The sequence below is a fragment of the Mesoplasma seiffertii ATCC 49495 genome (genome assembly GCF_000518725.1).
GTDB lineage: Bacteria > Bacillota_I > Bacilli_A > Mycoplasmatales > Mycoplasmataceae > Tullyiplasma > Tullyiplasma seiffertii.
On record NZ_JAED01000008.1, the window covers coordinates 1 to 19,099 of the forward strand.

17 protein-coding genes are annotated in these 19,099 nt (G+C 30.2%); 14 read left to right on the plus strand and 3 right to left on the minus strand.

All coding sequences use genetic code 4. The features are described 5' to 3' along the window. Both L872_RS04860 and L872_RS0100450 read left to right on the plus strand, forming a co-directional pair. Positions 1–898 (plus strand): BspA family leucine-rich repeat surface protein (locus tag L872_RS04860; RefSeq protein WP_051418395.1); only part of this gene is annotated, 898 nt, incomplete at its 5' end. Positions 899–1,159: 261 nt separating this feature from the next. Continuing rightward, positions 1,160–2,575, plus strand: coding sequence for a glycoside hydrolase family 1 protein (locus L872_RS0100450; protein WP_036268783.1), 1,416 nt, complete (start codon positions 1,160–1,162; stop codon positions 2,573–2,575). Between the two features lie 9 nt (positions 2,576–2,584). Here L872_RS0100450 and L872_RS0100455 read toward each other — a convergent pair whose 3' ends face one another. Further along, a complete protein-coding gene (locus tag L872_RS0100455) occupies positions 2,585–2,779 on the minus strand; it encodes a hypothetical protein (protein ID WP_027062952.1) in 195 nt (64 codons plus the stop codon). Positions 2,780–2,839: 60 nt separating this feature from the next. Here L872_RS0100455 and L872_RS0100460 point away from each other — a divergent pair, with 60 nt between their 5' ends. Together L872_RS0100460 and L872_RS0100465 are read left to right on the plus strand one after the other, a co-directional pair. Then, the gene (locus L872_RS0100460) at positions 2,840–4,345 is read left to right on the plus strand and encodes a glycoside hydrolase family 1 protein (RefSeq protein ID WP_027062953.1); all 1,506 of its coding nucleotides are present in this window, start codon (positions 2,840–2,842) and stop codon (positions 4,343–4,345) included. 49 nt (positions 4,346–4,394) lie between these two features. Next, entirely contained in the window at positions 4,395–5,018 is a 624-nt protein-coding gene (locus tag L872_RS0100465; RefSeq protein WP_027062954.1) for a hypothetical protein, read from the plus strand. A gap of 56 nt (positions 5,019–5,074) precedes the next feature. On the opposite strand, the gene L872_RS0100470 is transcribed toward L872_RS0100465, so the two are convergent. Further along, entirely contained in the window at positions 5,075–5,260 is a 186-nt protein-coding gene (locus tag L872_RS0100470; protein WP_027062955.1) for a hypothetical protein, read from the minus strand. Between the two features lie 208 nt (positions 5,261–5,468). On the opposite strand from L872_RS0100470, the gene L872_RS04410 reads away from it, so the two are divergent. From L872_RS04410 to L872_RS0100505, 7 genes are all read left to right on the plus strand, one after another. After that, entirely contained in the window at positions 5,469–7,595 is a 2,127-nt protein-coding gene (locus tag L872_RS04410; protein ID WP_051418396.1) for a PTS sugar transporter subunit IIC, read from the plus strand. A gap of 170 nt (positions 7,596–7,765) precedes the next feature. Next, complete coding sequence (locus tag L872_RS0100480) at positions 7,766–8,065, plus strand: PTS sugar transporter subunit IIB (RefSeq protein WP_027062956.1); 300 nt, start codon at positions 7,766–7,768, stop codon at positions 8,063–8,065. 1 nt (position 8,066) lies between these two features. Next, positions 8,067–8,378 (plus strand): PTS sugar transporter subunit IIA, encoded by a 312-nt coding sequence (locus tag L872_RS0100485; RefSeq protein WP_027062957.1) that lies wholly within the window; start codon positions 8,067–8,069, stop codon positions 8,376–8,378. A gap of 37 nt (positions 8,379–8,415) precedes the next feature. Then, positions 8,416–10,548 carry a PTS sugar transporter subunit IIC gene (locus L872_RS04415; RefSeq protein ID WP_051418397.1) on the plus strand — a complete coding sequence of 711 codons (2,133 nt, stop codon included), beginning with the start codon at positions 8,416–8,418 and terminating at the stop codon, positions 10,546–10,548. A 57-nt stretch (positions 10,549–10,605) separates the two neighbouring features. After that, a complete protein-coding gene (locus L872_RS0100495) occupies positions 10,606–11,700 on the plus strand; it encodes a DUF871 domain-containing protein (protein WP_027062958.1) in 1,095 nt (364 codons plus the stop codon). Positions 11,701–12,593: 893 nt separating this feature from the next. After that, complete coding sequence (locus L872_RS04420; protein WP_169729884.1) at positions 12,594–13,337, plus strand: hypothetical protein; 744 nt, start codon at positions 12,594–12,596, stop codon at positions 13,335–13,337. A 191-nt stretch (positions 13,338–13,528) separates the two neighbouring features. After that, entirely contained in the window at positions 13,529–13,897 is a 369-nt protein-coding gene (locus L872_RS0100505) for a hypothetical protein (protein ID WP_156923079.1), read from the plus strand. A gap of 330 nt (positions 13,898–14,227) precedes the next feature. Here the strand turns inward: L872_RS0100505 and L872_RS0100510 are convergent, their stop codons facing one another. Further along, positions 14,228–14,935, minus strand: coding sequence for an ABC transporter ATP-binding protein (locus L872_RS0100510; RefSeq protein ID WP_027062960.1), 708 nt, complete (start codon positions 14,933–14,935; stop codon positions 14,228–14,230). A gap of 175 nt (positions 14,936–15,110) precedes the next feature. Here L872_RS0100510 and rmuC point away from each other — a divergent pair, with 175 nt between their 5' ends. The 3 genes from rmuC to L872_RS04425 all read left to right on the plus strand — a co-directional run bounded on the left by rmuC (position 15,111) and on the right by L872_RS04425 (position 19,080). Next, positions 15,111–16,268: a DNA recombination protein RmuC gene (gene rmuC, locus L872_RS0100515; RefSeq protein WP_027062961.1), complete on the plus strand. Its 1,158-nt coding sequence runs from the start codon at positions 15,111–15,113 to the stop codon at positions 16,266–16,268. A gap of 213 nt (positions 16,269–16,481) precedes the next feature. After that, positions 16,482–17,441, plus strand: coding sequence for a LacI family DNA-binding transcriptional regulator (locus L872_RS0100520; RefSeq protein WP_027062962.1), 960 nt, complete (start codon positions 16,482–16,484; stop codon positions 17,439–17,441). Between the two features lie 61 nt (positions 17,442–17,502). Beyond that, on the plus strand, positions 17,503–19,080 hold the full coding sequence (locus L872_RS04425; protein WP_036268784.1) for a PTS transporter subunit EIIC: 1,578 nt from the start codon (positions 17,503–17,505) through the stop codon (positions 19,078–19,080). The last annotated feature ends 19 nt before the right edge of the window (positions 19,081–19,099 follow it).

Below are 19,099 nucleotides of genomic sequence, written 5' to 3' on the forward strand. Positions count from 1 at the left end.
AATTAACGAAGAAACTCATATTTTAGAAGGTGATTCAACATTTGTGATTACTGGAGCAATTAAAGCACCAAAAACTAAAATTACTACTGAGGAAATTCAAAATAACGCTAATGTTAAAGCAATTTCAAATTTAGATAATTTACAAGCTGTTAATGAAAAATTAGCATCAATTAAAATTACTGGAGTTGATAGTTTGGCTGCAACTGCTATTGATGGGTCTGCAACTGATGTAACAGTTACAATAACAATTAACGAAGAAACTCATACCTTAGTTGGAGCAAACACTTTTAGAATTGAGCAAGCTATCAAAGATGATTTTGTAGATCAGCGAACAATATACAAAAATTTTCAGTTAGAAGAACGAACTACTTTTGCGAAAAACTTAGCAGAAGTAGAAGATATTTATCAGATTGTAAAAATTGGATTTTTTAAAAATGATAAAGGAGAAGTACAAGTTCCTAGAATGCCTCATAACATTGGAATTATGTCGGAAGAATTAAAGTTGCCGTCAGAAGTTACAAGCTTAGAAAGCATGTTTGAGGGTTATACGGGTGATTTTAGTGGTCTCACAGCCATAATTGCAAACTGAGATGTATCAAATATAACTAATATGAGTCATATGTTTCATGGAGCTGAAGAGTTTAATGGAGATATTTCCATGTGAGATGTATCAAAGGTAACTAACATGAGTTATATGTTTGCTGGAGCCAAATATTTTGATCGAGATATTTCCAAGTGAGATGTATCAAATGTAACTGACATAAGTTATATGTTTGCTGGAGCAACAATATTTAATCAAAATTTATCTAACTGAACTTTTTCAAATAATGTAAATCATGAAAATTTTGATCATTTAACTGAAGGTTGAAAAATAGAAAATAAACCAAAATTTATATAATAATTATCATAGATATTTATATTTGACAACAATATATTTTTATAATAAAAAACAAAAACATAGCAAAATGAACCCAAAAAGTAAGTACAAGTAAGATGCCTGTGCATTTCTTTTAAAAGGGTTCATTTTTATTTTTTGTCCAAATTATTTGTTTTAAAAAATATTTCAAAAAGAATTCAAAAAACAAACTCTTGGAAAATATTCCAATATTTTAATAAAAATGTAAAATATTATTATATTTTTAAACACTTAAGGAGTCTTATGAAAATTCAATTTGAGAAAAATTTTTGATGAGGTACAGCGATTTCTGGTCCTCAATCAGAAGGAATATTTGCCAAAAGCAATTTAAATATTATGGATTATTGATATCAACAAAGTCCTGAAGATTTTCATAATCAAATGGGCCCAGAAATTGCAAGCGACATGTATCATCACTATAATAGCGACATTAAAATAATGCAAGAATTAAATTTAAATAGTTATCGAACTTCAATTCAATGAACACGCTTAATAAAGAATATAAAGACTGGAGAAATAGATCAAGAGGGATACCAATTTTATCGTGCTTATTTTCAAAAATTGCATGATGCAAATATCAAAACTATTGTTAATTTATATCATTTTGACATGCCAATTGAGTTAGAAAATATTGGTGGATGAACTAATAAAGAAGTTGTCGATTTATATGTTAAATATGCCCAAATTGCCTTTGAGTGTTTTGGAGATATTGTTGATTATTGGGCCACTTTTAATGAACCAGTTGTACCAATCGAAGGTTGTTATTTATATCAATGGTATTATCCAAAAATTGTGGATTTTCAAAAAGGAATACAAGCAGGTTTTAATACTATTGTTGCTCATGCAAAAACTGTTAACCTTTTTCATAAAATGTTTAAACATAATCCCAATAAGAAAATTACGGTGATCTTAAATTTAACGCCAGCCTATCCCAAAGACCAGCAAGCAGAAAATGTTGAAGCTGCTGAAATTAGAGATTTACTGTTTAATAAAGCATTTTTGGATACGATGGTTCTTGGGACTTTTCCTGATAAGCTAGTTGAACTTTTAAAACAAGAAAATATCCTTCCTTTTTATACAACAGATGAAATTGAAGCTGTTAAAGATGCCCGAATTGACTTTTTAGGAGTTAACTATTATCAGCCAAGCCGAATTCAAGCTCGAACTATTCCTTGGAATAATAATGATCCAATAATGCCTGCAAAATGGTTTGAAAATTATCAATGACCCGAACGTCGTATTAATCCTTATCGTGGTTGAGAAATTCATCCCCAAACACTTTATGAAATTGGGATTAATATTAAAAATAACTACAATAATATTCCGTGAATTGTTTCTGAAAATGGAATGGGAGTTGAAGACGAACTTCGTTACCAAGATTCTAATGGTCAAATTAATGATAATTATCGTATTGATTTTATTAAGGAACACTTGTATTGATTGAATCAAGCAATCAAACAGGGCAGCAATTGTTTTGGTTATCAGTTATGAACATTTGTCGATTGTTGAAGTTGAGCTAATTCTTACAAAAATCGTTATGGAATTGTAAGTTTAGATTTAGAAACTCAAACACGAACAATTAAAAAGTCTGGGTATTGGTTTAAAGAAATTATTGAAAATAACAATGTTATAGAAATTGAAGAAGGCTTAATAAAATAAAAGCAACCTTTATAAAAAGATTGCCAAAAGAATTAATATTAAGCCAATTAAGAAACAACCTAAAAAGGTTCAAATCAAAAGTGGTTTTTTTCAGTATAAGACACGTTGTTTTTGTTTGTCGACAAATCTAACTACTCCTCAAACGAAAAACGGAATAACAAAGAAAAATCCGGCAACTGATGCTAATATCATTGGTAAGTCCATTTATTAAACACTCCTATCATAATTAGTATATAAAGAAAAACTAAAAAGAGGTATATAAAAATGAAAACAAATAATAATCAAAGAGACTTTATCTTTTCTTGCTCGACAAATTCTTTTCAAATTGAAGGGGGTAGAAATTTAGGGGGTCGCACTGATTCAATTTGAGATGAGTTTACTAAACGTAACTTCGTAATTCCACCAGCCAATGTAGCTGCTAGAGAAATTAATTCGATTGAAATTGCTGCAGACTTTTTTCATAAATATAAGACTGATGCCAAAATTATGAATAATCTAGGATTAAATGGGTTTGTCTATAATATGGATTGAACACGTATTTTTCCCAAAAATGAAAGCTATATAAATCCAGAAGGAATCAAATGACATGTAGACATGTTTCAAACTATGGTCGATAATGGTATCCAACCAATTCCAATTATATTTCATTGAGATACACCGCTTTGAGCTCAAATTCAAGGCGGATGAGAAAATCCTGATATTTTAAAATGATTTCGTAATTACTGCCAAGTCATATTTGAACATTTAGGAAAGTTTACCGATCTTTGATATGTTAATGATGAAAACTCGACTTTCACATTACAGGGTTATTTGTCAGATTATTTACCACCAGCTCGAAATGATAAAACTGCTTTTGCTAAGGCAATTCACAACCTAAATATGGCAGCTGCAATTGCTAAACAAGAATTTGAGATTGCTAAAGAAAAGGGATTTATTGCAAAAACTGGAATGCTAGGAATTGATCATGATTGAACTCCAGCGATTCCTTATGACCAAACTGACAACAAAGATCTTGAAGCTTGCAGAATTTACAACCAATGATTTTTGGACTTTTGATTAGACCCTAACATGAAGGGAACATATCCTCAAATATTTATGGATTGATTGACTGATAATAAAATTGAAATGATAATCCCGCAAACAGATTTAGAATTTTTAAAAGCCAATACCTTAGATTTCATTGGATGAAATTATTATCGTCCTTGCTATGTTGCTGATTTTAATAAAGTCATTGATTCACAAGAGTTAATTAAACCATCTGAAGAATTCTTTGTTAAGGATTTTAAAATTGTTTATCCAAAAGCAAATGTTCGCTACACAGATTGAAAATGAGTAGTTGATCCTCAAATGTTAGAGCCGGGGGCTAAAGTTTTATTTGAGCGTTATCAAAAACCATTAATGATTGTCGAAAATGGGATGGGCGCTTTTGATGATAAATCACAAGAAATGATTTTAGATGTTGAAAGAATTGAATATTTAAAAGAGCATTTACATGCTGTTTTGCAAGCAAAGGCTAACGGAGTTGATTTTATTGGGTATTCAATGTGAACTTATTGTGATATTTTTTCTCCTTCAGGAGGATATCGTAAAGATTATGGGCTAGTGTCGGTTGACTTTAATTCTCCAATTCGTGAGCGCAAACCTAAACTTAGCTATGTATGATACAAACAAGTAATCAGTAGTGATGGTACTGACCTATCAATTAATCTTGAAAAGTTAACAAATGGTTTACAAACTGAACTTAGAAATTGAGATTTGCATAAAAAGTAATAAAATTATAAGTAGAAAGTTAAATAGTTAACAATAGAGAAGGTGTCAAATGGCAAAAGAATTAAAACCGGTAATTATTTCTGATCCAATAGAAGTTGCAGAGCTTGAAAAACACTTTGCAGAGCAAGCCGCTAAAATTGCTACAAAAGTTTATACTTCAGTCACTGAAGAAAGACTTCGTGTCAATAAGATTATTAAAACTAAAAAAATTAAAGCACCAGTTGAAGAAGTTTTTCGAACAATTATTACTAATTCAACTCATAATTTACATCCTAATTTGAATTATGAAGATTTGCAAGCAGGAGCTTTTTATCGAGCAAGTGGAAAAATTAATAAATTGCCATTTAAGATTACAAAGTTTGTCGAAAACGAAGAAATGGCAATTAAATGATATGCCAAAGATCAAGAGTTTATTAAAACATTAGTTTTTACACCGAACAAATCTAATACAGTAACCAAAATTAGATATTCTGATATTTCAACGGGAATGGTCTCAATTTTAGGATATTTTGAAAAACATATTCGTAACTTGTATACCAAACGTCAAGTGATTGCATTTCAAGTTCAATGCAAGCAAGCAGAAATTGATTTAGGTCTTTTAAGTCCCTTACAAGTAGAAAAAGCTAACAAAACAATTGCGAGAATGTTGAAGTACTCAAAAGAAGCTTATTAGTAAATTCAATATGACAAATAAAAAAGTTTAACCTTATCGTGGTTAAACTTTTTTTGTTATAAAATAACTCCTAAAATTACAAAAATAATCATTACAACTGAGCAAATAATTGAACCAAAAACATAAATTCAATTTTTGTATGTTACATATTTATGAAAGTAACGTTCCAAGATTTCAATAACAAAGAAGGTCACTATAAAACAAACAACAGGTATAAAGGCAAAATAAATAATTGAGTTCATCGTATATTTCTCGCTGCTCCTATTCTTTTATATTACAACAAAATTTGACAAACTCCAAACTTTGATTTTTGAAAATATTTTTTATATAAAAATAGTGTAGTAAGAAGTTACTATGCCAATTTTGAGAGAACTAAAGCAAAGATTTTAAATCTTAATTTAAAAGAATAGATAAATCAGAAATTACGTCAAATAAAAGAAAGGAGAAAATATGTCGAAAACTGTTACACCGAATAATAGTCATCCAAGAGCAAACAAAGAAGCTCAGTCATGGTTTAAAAAAGCAGTTATTCCTGCAGTTACTAAAATGGGTAACCAACGACACTTAGGGGCCATTCGTGATGCCTTTGGAACCATGATTCCCTTAATCATTGCTGGTTCAATTGGAATTTTAGTTAACGCCATTATTTTTGGTGGAGCTGGATCAGGATATGTTTCTGTTTTGGGGTTAATTGCAAAAGCATTCAATGGAGACATGTCATGAGCAAAAGTTGGTTCAGATTTGATTGGTAACTTGGATACTGGTTGAGGTCAAACATCTCGCATTATGGGATTTGCATTTGGGTCAATCAGTACTGTAACTATGGGAATGATGTCAATCTGATTTTCATTCTTGTTTGGATACTATATCGCAGTTAGTCGTGGCTTTTCAAATCCAATTATTGCTGGAATGATATCAACAGGATCATTTATTTTAATTGGAATGGGAGAAGTTACTTTCTTCATGGATGCAAAAGGTTTAATTGTAGCGATAATTTTTGGGTTGTTGGCAACTGAACTATTTATTAAATTATCGTCAGTAAGAGCCTTAAATCTAAAACTCCCTGATGGAGTACCCCCAGCAGTTGGAAAATCATTTGCAGTATTTTTACCAGTCGTGATTACTTTTGCTGTAATTGCTGGAATTAACATTATCGTATTTGCCCCAGCAATCGTCTTAAAAGATTTATATGTATCAGTAGGAAAATATCAATCAATTACCGGAGACGAAGTTAATAAATTGCTTGCAGCAATAAGAGAAGCAAATATAGGTCTTCCAGGATTTGAAAATTATGGAGACTTATTAGCAAAATTACAAGCAGCTGCTATTGATAACCAAACATTTAAAGGCTTTGTTGAAGGGTTATCTGCTAGTGATAAGTCAGTAGTTGCTTCATTTATTGCAATCATTAATGGAACCACAAGCTTAGGAAATAATGCTGGAAACATTGTACAAATTGCTGATTCATCAAATATTAAATTAACTCTTGTAAATGATCAGTTGATTGTCTCATTAAGTTGACAAGCAATTTCGTTAACTTACCAACAATTTGGAATGGGGGCAGCGATCTACAAATTCGTCTCAAGTTGATTTATCAGCTTTGCCACAGGAGATGGAGCACTAGGATTAGCAATTGTCTTTGTGCTATTCGTAGGAATTTTCTGATTCTTTGGAATTCATGGATCAAACTTAATGGCAGGAGTTTTTGAACCAATATTCTTAATGGTGTTAGGAATTAATATGGCAATCATTGCCGAAACAGGAAGTTATGAAGTTGCTGCTGCAACAGGGTCAATGGGAGTATTCACAAAACCGTTCTTTGATGCTTATATGTATGTTGGAGGGTCTGGGTCAACTTTAGGATTATTGACAATGACTTTAGTATTTTCTAAACGTCAAGAACTTAAAGAAGTTGCTAAATATGCCACACCAGCGGGAGTATTCCAAATTAATGAACCAGCAATTTTTGGATATCCAATTATTTTAAATCCAGTTTATGCAATTCCATTTATTTTTGCACCAATTGCAAACTTAATGGTTGGATGAATCTTTTCTCCAGCAGTACTAGGATTTGTTAATTATTCAACCGTAGCTGCGCCATGAACAACACCTTGATTCTTAACTGCCGTAATTACATCATTAGATATTCGAGCACTAATTCCAGCAATTATTGTGTTTGGAATGGATATGCTAATTTATCTACCATTTGTGTTATTAGACAATAAGTTATATTTCAAAAAACTAAAGCTTAATAATCCTCAACAATATGAAAACGAAATGAAATATTTCAATGATCCAGAATATCGTTTTAATTATGATACAAACCGTAAAGTAGCAGCCTTAAAAAATAAAGGTGATTTGGCAATTGCAGATGCCATGGAGCTTAACGAGTTTTGAAAAAAACGTATGACCGATGTTAAGAAATTGGAAATTCGTACCAAAGAAATTATGGAGAAAGCTTTAGCTAAACAACAACGCTATAATCAGAAAGCTCAAATTTTGCAAGACAAGCGCGAGCAAAAAGCTCAGACTTTGCAGTCTAAATGATCAGGACAAAAGCAAAAAGCAAATAAATAATAAAAATATTTTAATCATTTATAGCATTTTTTAGGCATAAACTGCTTAAAAAGCACCAAAAACCTATCGAAAAGAAAATTTTCCAAAATTTTGGAAAATTTTCTTTTATAATGTAATTGTAGTAGAAAAAATTATTTACTATGCAAAATTTAGAGAGAGGTTTCCAGTATATGAAAAAAATATTGTTAGTTTGTTCTGCGGGAATGTCAACTAGTATGTTAGTTAAAAAAATGAACGATTACGCAAGTTTAAACGAGTTGGATTACGAAATTAAGGCAATGGGAATGGCAGAAGCCAAACCACAAATTGATCAATGAGATGTTATTATGGTTGGCCCTCAAGTAAGTTATGTGTTAAATGATTTAAAATCGTTAACCGAAAAACCAGTTGAAGTGATTCCTTCAACTATTTATGCACTAGCAAAAGGTGCTGATGCTATTAAAATGGCACAAAGACTGTTAGGAGAATAAAATGGATATAAACTTTGAAGAAATATCTTTTCAAATTATTGCATATGCGGGAGAAGCAAAAGGCCATGCAATGCAAGCAATTTTTGAGGCTAAAAAAAGTAACTTTGCTGAGGCTGAAAAATGCTTAGAAAAGTCTGAAGAAAGCATGATTTTAGCTGAAAGGGCGCACATGGATGTTGTTTCAGCTGAAGCTAATGGAAAAGAATTTAGAATTCCTGTTTTATTCATGCATGCTGAAGATCAATTGCTATCAACCCAAACAATAATGTTGATGGCAAAAGAATTTATTGATTTATACAAATTAATTAAATAGTATTTAAAAATTTAAATATAAAAGAAAGGAGATTAATATGTCCGAAAAATTTATGCCCTCTAGCCGAGGGAAAACCGGAACCAAGAAGGTTAACGAATGATTTAAAGAGTCGTTAATTCCTTCAATTGGTAAAATGGGTAACCAAAGACACTTGGGTGCTATTCGTGATTCATTTGGAACCATGATACCGTTAATCATTGCCGGTTCAATCGGAGTATTAGTTAATGCCATCATTTTTGGTGGAGCTGGATCAGGATATGTTTCTGTTTTGGGTTTAATTGCAAAAGCAGTTAATCCCGATATGTCATGAGAAAGTATTGGTTCAAATTTAATAGGTAATTTAGAAACTGGTTGAGGTCAAACATCTCGTATTATGGGATTTGCATTTGGGTCAATTAGTACTGTTACAGTAGGAATGATGTCAATTTGATTTTCATTCCTGTTTGGATACTATATTGCAGTTAGTCGTGGATTTTCAAATCCGATTATTGCCGGAATGGTATCAACAGCATCATTTATTTTAGCAGGAATGGGAGAAATCACTTTCTTCATGGATGCTAAAGGATTGATTACAGCGATAATTTTTGGACTAATATCAACTGAGTTATTTATTAAATTATCGTCTGTTAGAGCTTTAAATATTAAGCTACCTGATGGAGTACCACCAGCAGTTGGAAAATCGTTTGCTGTATTTTTACCAGTCGTGATTACTTTTGCTGTAATTGCTGGAATTAATATTATCGTATTTGCTCCAGCAATTGTCTTAAAAGATTTATATGTTCAAACTGGTAAATTTCAAACAATTACAGGAGATGATGTTAATAAACTTTTAGAAGCAATAAGAAATGCAAACATTGCGATTCCAGAATTTGAAAAATATGCTGACTTGCTAGCTAAATTACAAGCATCAGCTATTGATGCCAACAGTTTTAAAGCCTTTATTGAAGGTTTAAATGGAACTGACAAGTCTGTAGTAGCATCATTTATTGCAATTGTTAATGGAAGCACAAGTTTGGGAAATGCAGCTGGAAATATTGTTCAAATTGCTAGCTCATCAAACATTAAATTAACTCTTGTAAATGATCAGTTAATTGTGTCATTAAGCTGACAAGCAATTCAATTAACTTACCAACAATTTGGAATGGGAGCAGCGATTTATCAATTTATAACTAGTTGATTTATTACATTTGCTACCGGAGATGGAGCACTAGGATTAGCAATTGTCTTTGTGTTATTCGTAGGAATTTTCTGATTCTTTGGAATCCACGGATCAAATTTAATGGCAGGTATTTTTGAGCCAATCTTCTGAATGGTGTTAGGAATTAACTCTGCAATTGTTGCGCAAGCAGGAAGCTATGAAATTGCTGCAGCAACAGGTTCAATGGGAGTATTTACAAAACCATTCTTTGACGCTTATATGTATGTTGGAGGTTCAGGGGCAACTTTGGGGTTACTAACTATGACATTAGCATTTTCTAAACGTCAAGAGTTAAAAGAAGTTGCTAAATATGCGACACCAGCAGGAGTATTTCAAATTAATGAACCAGCAATTTTTGGATATCCAATTATCTTAAATCCAGTTTATGCAATTCCATTTATTTTTGCACCAATTGCAAACTTAATGGTTGGATGAATCTTTTCTCCAGCAGTACTAGGATTTGTTAATTATTCAACAGTAGCTGCACCATGAACCGCACCTTGATTTGTAACAGCAGTAATTACATCATTAGATATTCGAGCTTTAATTCCAGCAATTATTGTCTTTGGATTAGATATGTTGATTTACTTGCCGTTTGTATTATTAGACAACAAATTATATTTCAAAAAATTAAAGTTAAATAATCCTGACCAATATGACGTGGAAATGAAATACTTTAATGATCCGGAATATCGTTTTAATTATGATACAAATCGTAAAGTTGAAGGTTTAAAAAATAAAGGAGAATTAGCTATTGCTGATGCAATGGAAATTAATGCCTTTTGAAAAAAACGTATGACTGATGCGGAAAAATTAGAAATGCGTAAGCAAGAATCAATGAATAAAGCTTTAGAAAAACAAAAAATTTACAATGAAAAAGCTCAAGCTTTAGAAAAAAAACGTGCGCTAAAAGCGCAAATGCTTAAACCAAAATGAGATGAGCATAAAGCTAAGAAAGCCAACAAAAATTAAGTTTAATAACTAGTATGGAAAGCACGTTAGTGCTTTTTATAATTGAAAGGGAACAAAATGCAAAGAAAAAGAATAGGAATCAGTATTTATCCAGAAAAGGCTCCACTTGAAGAAACTTTGAAGTATTTGAAAACTGCACGTGATTTGGGATACGAAATGGTTTTTGTAAGTTTTATTCATTTACAAAAACATCAACAAGCTGAAATTGCAGTTGTAAAGCAAGCAATAAAATATGCCAACGAATTAAACTTTTATATCATTGCCGATTTTCATTATCCTTCATTAGAAATGCTAGAAATTCCGATTGATGATTTTAAATTAATTTATGAAATGGGAATTTCTTGTGTAAGATTTGATTCACCAGCATTGCCAAAAGAATTAGCTGATTTAACCCATAATGAGTATGGAATTGATATTCAATTAAATATGAGTAATAATGATCATTTAATTACTAATGTTTTGGATTATCAACCGGTTTTAACTAGACTTAACGGATGTCATAATTTTTATCCTCAGAAACATACTGGATTACCTTTCGACTTTTTCCGAGAAGCTAATAAAAAGTATGTGACTAAAAATTTGGAAACATCAGCATTTATTGGTTCACACTTCGGAAATCAAGGTCCAGCAGGGGTTAATCATGAGTTGGTAACAATTGAGGCTTTACGTTATTTACCTTGTTCAACTCAGGCTAAATATTTGTTTTATACTAATGAAATTAACAATGTGTTGTTTGGGAATGCTTTTGCTACTCAGACTGAACTAGAAGAGTTAGTGAAAGTTAATCGTGATGAGATTACTTTGAAAATTCAGTTACAGCCAGACATAACTGACGAGGAAATGACAATTTTAAAATGAAAAAAACATTTCCGAAGAGGGGATATTACTGAAGCATTTATTCGTTCAACAATGACAAGAGTCATTTATAAAGACCTAGAAATTTTAAGTAAAAAAGGGCCCGAAACTTTTAATCGTGGAGATGTTATAGTTGTTAATAAAAATGGAAATAGCTATAAAGGAGAGTTACATATAATTCTTATTGATAATTTTAAAGTTGATAATAATGAGTATAATCTAGTAGGAAAAATTGATCAAAGTGAACTAATGCTTTTAGATTATGTTAAACCGTGAGCACACTTTAGATTTGAATAAAAAAGACTAGTTCAAAAGATTTTAAAAAAAATAACTAGAACACATACTATTTGCAAATTCTTAAAATAGTAAAACCTTCTTTGTAGAATAAAGTAGAATCAACAATTAACAAAAAAATATGCTTTTATTAGCATATTTTTTTATCAATCATTTAGTAATATGATGCTCTCTTTAGAATAATTAAATATTTCCAAACTTTAACTTAAAATTTAACTCTTTGGATCAACTTTAAACATACAAAGTTGGATATCAAAATTCCTGAAATAGATAGTGGGATGTTCAAGAACTGTTGTCATTGATTATTGATAATTCAGTATGGTGAAGCTAACCCAGAAAAAAAGTGAATAAAGAATAAATTTAGTTCCTAACGGTAATTGAGTAATTTTTTCAGAACTTAGACCACTTGAAAATCTTAAGGATACTAAAATGACACCCAGTACAATAAAAGTTACAATTCAGTTAAAAAAGAGTTGATGGTGACTAAGCAAACAACTACAAAAAACTTGCAATCAATAAAGAGTTAACAACAATATTAAAAACTAAAAAAACATAAGAACTTTTAAAAATATTTAAAACTAGTTAGGAATTTGCATCTACATAACTTAAAGAGATATTAGTCAAAATATAAAGTAGTAGAAGTCTTCCTATTGATGTGGAAATTACAAAACTTAATCAGTTAGTTTTTCAGTTTATTTGATTACATTCCAGATCTTTGAATTATGTTTTAATACTTGTATTAAAACCACCTCCTAAATAATTTTCATAATAAATATCAACAAGAGCAAAAAAATCAAGATAAGTTTGCAAAAATTTGCAAACTTATCTTTTTTTTTTTTTTTTGTCGGAGTAAAATTGAATCTATGAAAGTTGAGAATAAAAGAATGAAAAATTTTATGAAAGAAAAGGTTACTATAAGTTTGTACTTATTTTTTGCAATAGTGCCGCTTTTTTGTGTAACTTTAGACTTATTTTTGTCTACAATTTTACCAGATTCTGAGTATGGTAATATGGTTAATAATTTTGACTTTTCGATTATAAATCAGATTATTTACTTTTCTGTTTGATCAGCACTTATAACATCAGTTTGAGGGATTTGTATGTCAATTGAATACTTTAACCATAAAATGCCAAACTGAGTTAAATCACGAGATACTTTTACAATGGTAGCAGTATTTAACTTTATAGTCTTTATAGTTTATATGTCGGGAATGATTGCTTCTATGGACAACATTGTTGGATTTAATACTTGGTATAAAATATTAAAGTCAGTTTTAGAGCATTTTATCGCCCCACCAATTTTGTTTTTGTTTTATTTTTTGCAAAAAACTGAGCGTAGAAATATTAAAGACTATTCTGTTAAGAATGGTTTAAAAACAATGATAATTCCAACTATTTATGTTATCTTTGTAACAATTCGTTGTGTAATGATTCATACGTTTATTGATAATATTGATAATGCCTTTACGCCATTTCCATATGATCAAATTGATCCTTATACTAAGCCAATGTATCTCGTAATTCCTGGAACAATTGCTCTGATTGTTGTTCCTTATCTTTTGGGAATTGGTTTCAATTATTTAGCAAACATTAATAAATGAAAGCCAATCCCGATGATAAGTAGCTTAGATATGTCATAAATACTTAGGAAACACTTGAAATAAGATAAACCAAAGATTAAAACTAACAATTATGTGGTTTTGAAACATTTTAGTATATATGCAGAACATCTCTTCAAAAAATGAGATGTTTTTTAGTTCTATAATGGCCTTAGTAGTCGATTTCTTGGTACTCTTTTAATCCCAAGAAGATGAAGAATATAGATCCCAAAATGGAAAAAGGAATATTCAAATATTGTTGTCACTGATTTGTGATAATTCAGTACGGTGATGTTACTCCAATGAAAGGAAAGTATCGTAAAATTGTTAAAAAAAGACCTGAAGAGCTGGTTATTGGGAGAGTAGCTGTACCCATATTACTTATAAAAATTAAACTACCACCCAAAATATTCATTATTAAATACTGAAATGAAAATGCGTTTATAGATCACAAAAAAAATCATGTAATAAATGTGGCTATAAAAAATGAATTAATCAAAATGTTGAAAATAAGGAGTATTAATTCTTTTACCAAAAATGTTTTGAAAGCATATGTAGTAACGACAATTACAAAAAATAATAGCATTCGAGAAAAAATGTAGGACATTAAAAAGTAGATATTCCCCAAGTACAGGCTTCTTTTTGTCAAAGAAGATAAAAGCATAATTTGGGCTCTTTTTTTTCTTATCTCTTTTATAAAAAGTCTATTTATCATAAATGAAGTTTCAAAGAAAAGAAAAAGTCACAAGATTAGGAATAGGGAGACTGAAATATCAATCGACGCTTCCTTCGCCTCTGCTGTTTCGTTTTCCTGTATAAATCCATTAGATAATATACAAACAACTAAGTAAAATGAACTAAGACACGTAATAATAATATAGAGCAGTCAATGCCTTTTTCAAGCAATCTTAAAAGCAATTAAAAAATTTAATCTAGATAGCATCATTTTTCAGCGGTTCCTTTCTAAAGATGTCAGCATATACTTTTTTTAAATTAGTGGATGAATCTATACTTCTTTGCAGCAAAATGGAGTTATCTTTAATGATTACTACAGAATCACAAATCTCGGAAATTTGTTCCACCAGATGAGTACAATATATAACTGTTTTATTTTGCAATTTTTGCTTGACATAGTTTAAGAAAACAATTTGCATTAAAGGATCCAATCCATTAGTTGGCTCATCAAAAATGTAGCAATCTTTTTCAAAACCTAATGCAATACAAATTTTAAGTTTTTGCTTCATCCCAGTCGATAATTTAGCTATTTTAGTTTTTTGATTCAAATCAAATTCAAAAATAGTAGATAGTTCAGCCAAATTATTTTCTTGATTCTTGTTAAGCTGCCTACAAATTCAAATAAAGTCCTTGACTGACATTCAATCTGGCAAATTATTTTCAGTGGATATATAACCCACGTTATTTAAATTGAAATGAACATCTTGATTAGAAGAATTGTTCAATAAAACTTCGCCCTTATCAGGTACCAAAAAACCTAAAATAAGATTAATTAGAGTAGTTTTGCCAGCACCATTGGGACCTAATATGCCAAGCTTTTGCTGATTATAAATTGTTAGATTAATATTTCTTATCCCTGCTGTTTTATTAAACATTTTTGTTAGATTTTTAGCTTCTATTTTCATATTGTCCTCCTCAAGTAATTATTCAAAAAGAACTTTCAAAAAGCAATTTTTTTGAATGTTAGTTGTATTCATTTTACGAATATAAATTCAAACTACGATAAATTTTCAAAATATGTATTTGAAATAGGAATGATGAATAAGATATATTAAAATATATTATGAAATCGAGGTTGAAATGGAAAAAGTTTTATTAATTACTATTATTATTTTGCTAGTTGCTTGTGTGGGAATTTTATTAGTGTTTATGGTGTTTAAGAAGGGCAATGGAAAAGTATATGGAGAAGGAGGAATTGAAAAAAAGGATTTTGAAATATTACAAGCTAAATTATCAGAACTTAATACTAAGACTTCTAGTGAGTTAAAAGAATATATCAATTCCTTAAATAATACGAGTAACGAAAAGTTATCTACATTCGAAAGAGGTTTAAAAGAAGACATTGCAAAAAGTTTATTAAACAACTCTCAGGGATTAAATTCAGTAGAAACCGAAGTTAAAAAGTGAATTTTGGAACAAAACAAAAGTACTCAAGATAAGTTAGATTTATCTTCAAAAGAAGTGCGAATGTTATTGGGACAAGTCAAAGAGCAATCAGCACCAATAGCTGATGTCAAAGATAGAGTAATGAAATTAGACAATTTACTAAGTCAAAATAATAAAGCTGGTAAGTCTGGAGAGTATTTATTAGAAAGACTTTTTGAAAATTTTAGTGGTATTAATAAAAACACTAATCTCTTATTTGAGCGCCAATATACTTTAAATAAAAAAGTAGATGACAAAAAGTTAATTGTCGATTTATTCATTAAAGGAGATGGAGTAAAATTTAGAAATATTCCTGTTGATGCAAAGTTTCCCTTTAATGCCTTTAAGGAATTATTTGATCATGAAGAAAATACAAATGGATATAATGAAAAAGTCAAACAATTTATTGCTGATGTTAAAAAAAGAATAACTGAAACAAGTAAATATGTAAGTGAAGAAGATAATACTGTGTATGCGATAATGTTTGTTCCAAGTGAAGGAGTTTTTTCATTTATTAATGCAAATTCAGATTTGATAGATTTTGCCTTTAAGAATAAAGTTATCATTGCAGGACCAAGCACGCTAGTTGCAATTTTACAGTCTGTTGATAAGTACATGGAATTATTTGATAATATTGCCCAAGCAGACAAAAAGATTCAAATGCTTGATAAGACAATTAAGTATTTAGATAACTATGATGAACAGATGGAGAAATTTTTCAATTCAGTTGAGTCATTAATAAACAACTATGAAAACGTAAAAGTTAAGGATAAAAGTCTACGTAGCCAATATAACAAACTTATAAAAGAGTAACAAAGTACAAATAAAATATTAGTAGCAAAATACTTTAAGTTATTATTTATTGAGGATAAGACCTATAAAAAGCTAGTAGGTTTCCAAACACTAAAATTACCAATTAGTTACTTTGTTTCGAGAATGAAATGATATAAAGTAATTTACATTTAGGCTGACAAAATTTCACTTTATAATTAAAGGTAAGAAATAAAAAGCAAGGGAGAGTTTTCAATGGCTAAGTCAATCGACAAAAGTAAAATTACCTATCATGATATTGCTGAATTTTCAGGACTTGGAGTAGGAACAGTATCAAGATATTTTAATAATTATAATATCTCAGCAGCTTCACGAAAAAAGATTGATGAAGTCTTAAAAAAGATTGATTATGTTCCAAACTATGCAGCAGCATCAATTAGAAAAAAAGTTAGAGATGTTTATTTAATGTTGCCATTTAATAATGACGAAACAGCTAATATGGAAATCGTCAATGGGGTAAAAAGTTACTTTGAATTAAAAGATGTTAATTTCTTTGTATTTATTTCATCAGATGATAGTGAGCAATATCAAAAAGATTTGGATTATTTAATTTCTCGAAATCCTTATGCGGTGATTTTATTGCTTCCAAAAGATACAAGCGTTGAACTTGAAAACCGAATTGCAAAGATCAAAACAACAAAGTTAGTCACTTATAACAAAAAAATTGCTGATGTTGAGACTTATGAAATTGAAGATTATGAAATGTTCAAACGATTGGCATTAAAAGTTTCTAAGAACTATCAAGACAAAAACATTTTATATATTGGATTACCAGAAAGTGATGTGACGACAGGAAAATTGCGTAAACAAGGATTTAAAGAAAATCTTACAAACAACAGGGCTACCTTTCTAGAAGTTTCTAAAAATACAATTGAAATTATAAGAACTGAATTCGCAAATTGTTTACAAGATCAAAGGTTTGATATTTTTGTGTGTGGAACTCATACAATCGCATTAACAGTTAATGACTTTTTAACTAAAAAGGGTATCAGAGAACAAGTTATATTGACAGACATTGGAAGAATGGGTAAAACAAATGCACTAGTCAAACCTGAGTATTTAGTATTTATTGATTACTTTTTAATTGGCTGTCAAATTGCTAAGAAATTGTTAGATATTGAGTTTATTTATAAAAAAAACTTTGAAATTATTTAATAATTTCTTTTTTTTTGTATAATTTAGGTGTATTGGAAACGTTTCCAATGGAAAGGAAAATATGCAAAAGAAAAATAAGCAAGAAAAGATTAAAGCGGTTAAAGTAGATTTAACAGCTTGATCTCAAGAAATGTTAGAGCTTTTGGGTGGTTCTGACAATATTATTTCCGTTGCGCATTGTTTAACTAGACTACGATTGGTTATTAAAGATGAAACTTTAATTAAAAAAGCTGATGTTGAAAAAATGCCCAGCGTAAAAGGTACATTTAAATCTTCAGGACAATTCCAGATTATCATTGGAACTGATGTTGAAAATTATTTTAAAGAATTTGTGAAAATTTCTGGAGTTCAAAGTGTTTCAAAAGAACAAAGCAAAGCAATAGCTGCTAATGAAAAAGGAAATTTATTTGTTCGAGGATTAAACTTTTTAGGAGAAGTGTTTATTCCAATTGTGCCTGTTTTAGTTGCCGGAGGAATTATTTTAGGTTTTAGAAATGTTCTGGAAGCTGATTTCAATGGTTGAAAAATCATTGAACAAGGCCAATTTTGAGTAGGGTTAAACGACTTTTTATGAATCCCTGCGCAAGTATGTTTCTGATGATTACCAGTTCACATTTGTTGAAGTATTTTTAGAAAAATGGAAGCAGATCAAGTTTTAGGAATTGTTGTTGGGCTTTGTTTGATGGTGCCACCACTAATTAATACTTATGAAGTTATCGGAGGAACAGGCAAAGATTCTCCAATTTGAATTTGAGATATTATCAAAGAACTTCAACAACAAGGAAAAGATGCTGCTTTTGATTGAGGATTTATGAAGTATCCTTGAAAAATTCAGTATACTGCTCAAGTTATTCCAGCATTTGCAATTGGGATTGTGGGAGCCCATATTAATAAATGAATTAAACGAGTATCACCAGGATACATTAGTCAAATATCAGTACCATTGGTAACAATCTTGCCAACATTTATAATTGCAATGTTTATTGTTGGACCTATTGGATTTGTAATTGCATCAGCAATAGGATATGCCGTTTCATGATCATTTACTAATCCGATTGCCAAATATTTTTCAGGATTTATTGTAGGGTTTGCGTATGCCCCAATTGTTCTAACAGGAGTTCATCATTTATTTAATGCGATCTTTATTCAAGATACTGCTCAAAATGGAGGAAACTTCCTATTTATTGGAACTTGTGCTCAAGCAATTGCACAAGGAGGAGCTGTTATTGGTTGAATCTTAGTTAACCGTAAAGACCCAAGAACTAAAGACGTAGGAATTCCATCAATTGTGTCTGCCTATTTAGGTGTAACAGAACCAGCAATGTATGGAGTAAATCTAAAACATATGTATCCATTTGTAGCTGCTTCAATTGCGACTGGAGTAGGATTAGAAATAGCTGTAATTTCTGGTACTAGTGCCTATAATTCAGGAAATGGAGCTTGATTAGGAATTTTAAATGTTCAGGCTGAATCACAAATTTCTGGAGTTAATACATGAGCTGGAACAGGATATACATGATTTATGATTGCTATGCTTGTAACTACTGCCTTATCAATATCATTAACAATGTTATTTTCAAAAGTTAACTACTTCAAAAAATTTAACATTGAAATGAAAGCTGCTGAATTACTAAAATAGAATAGTTAAGAATAAAATA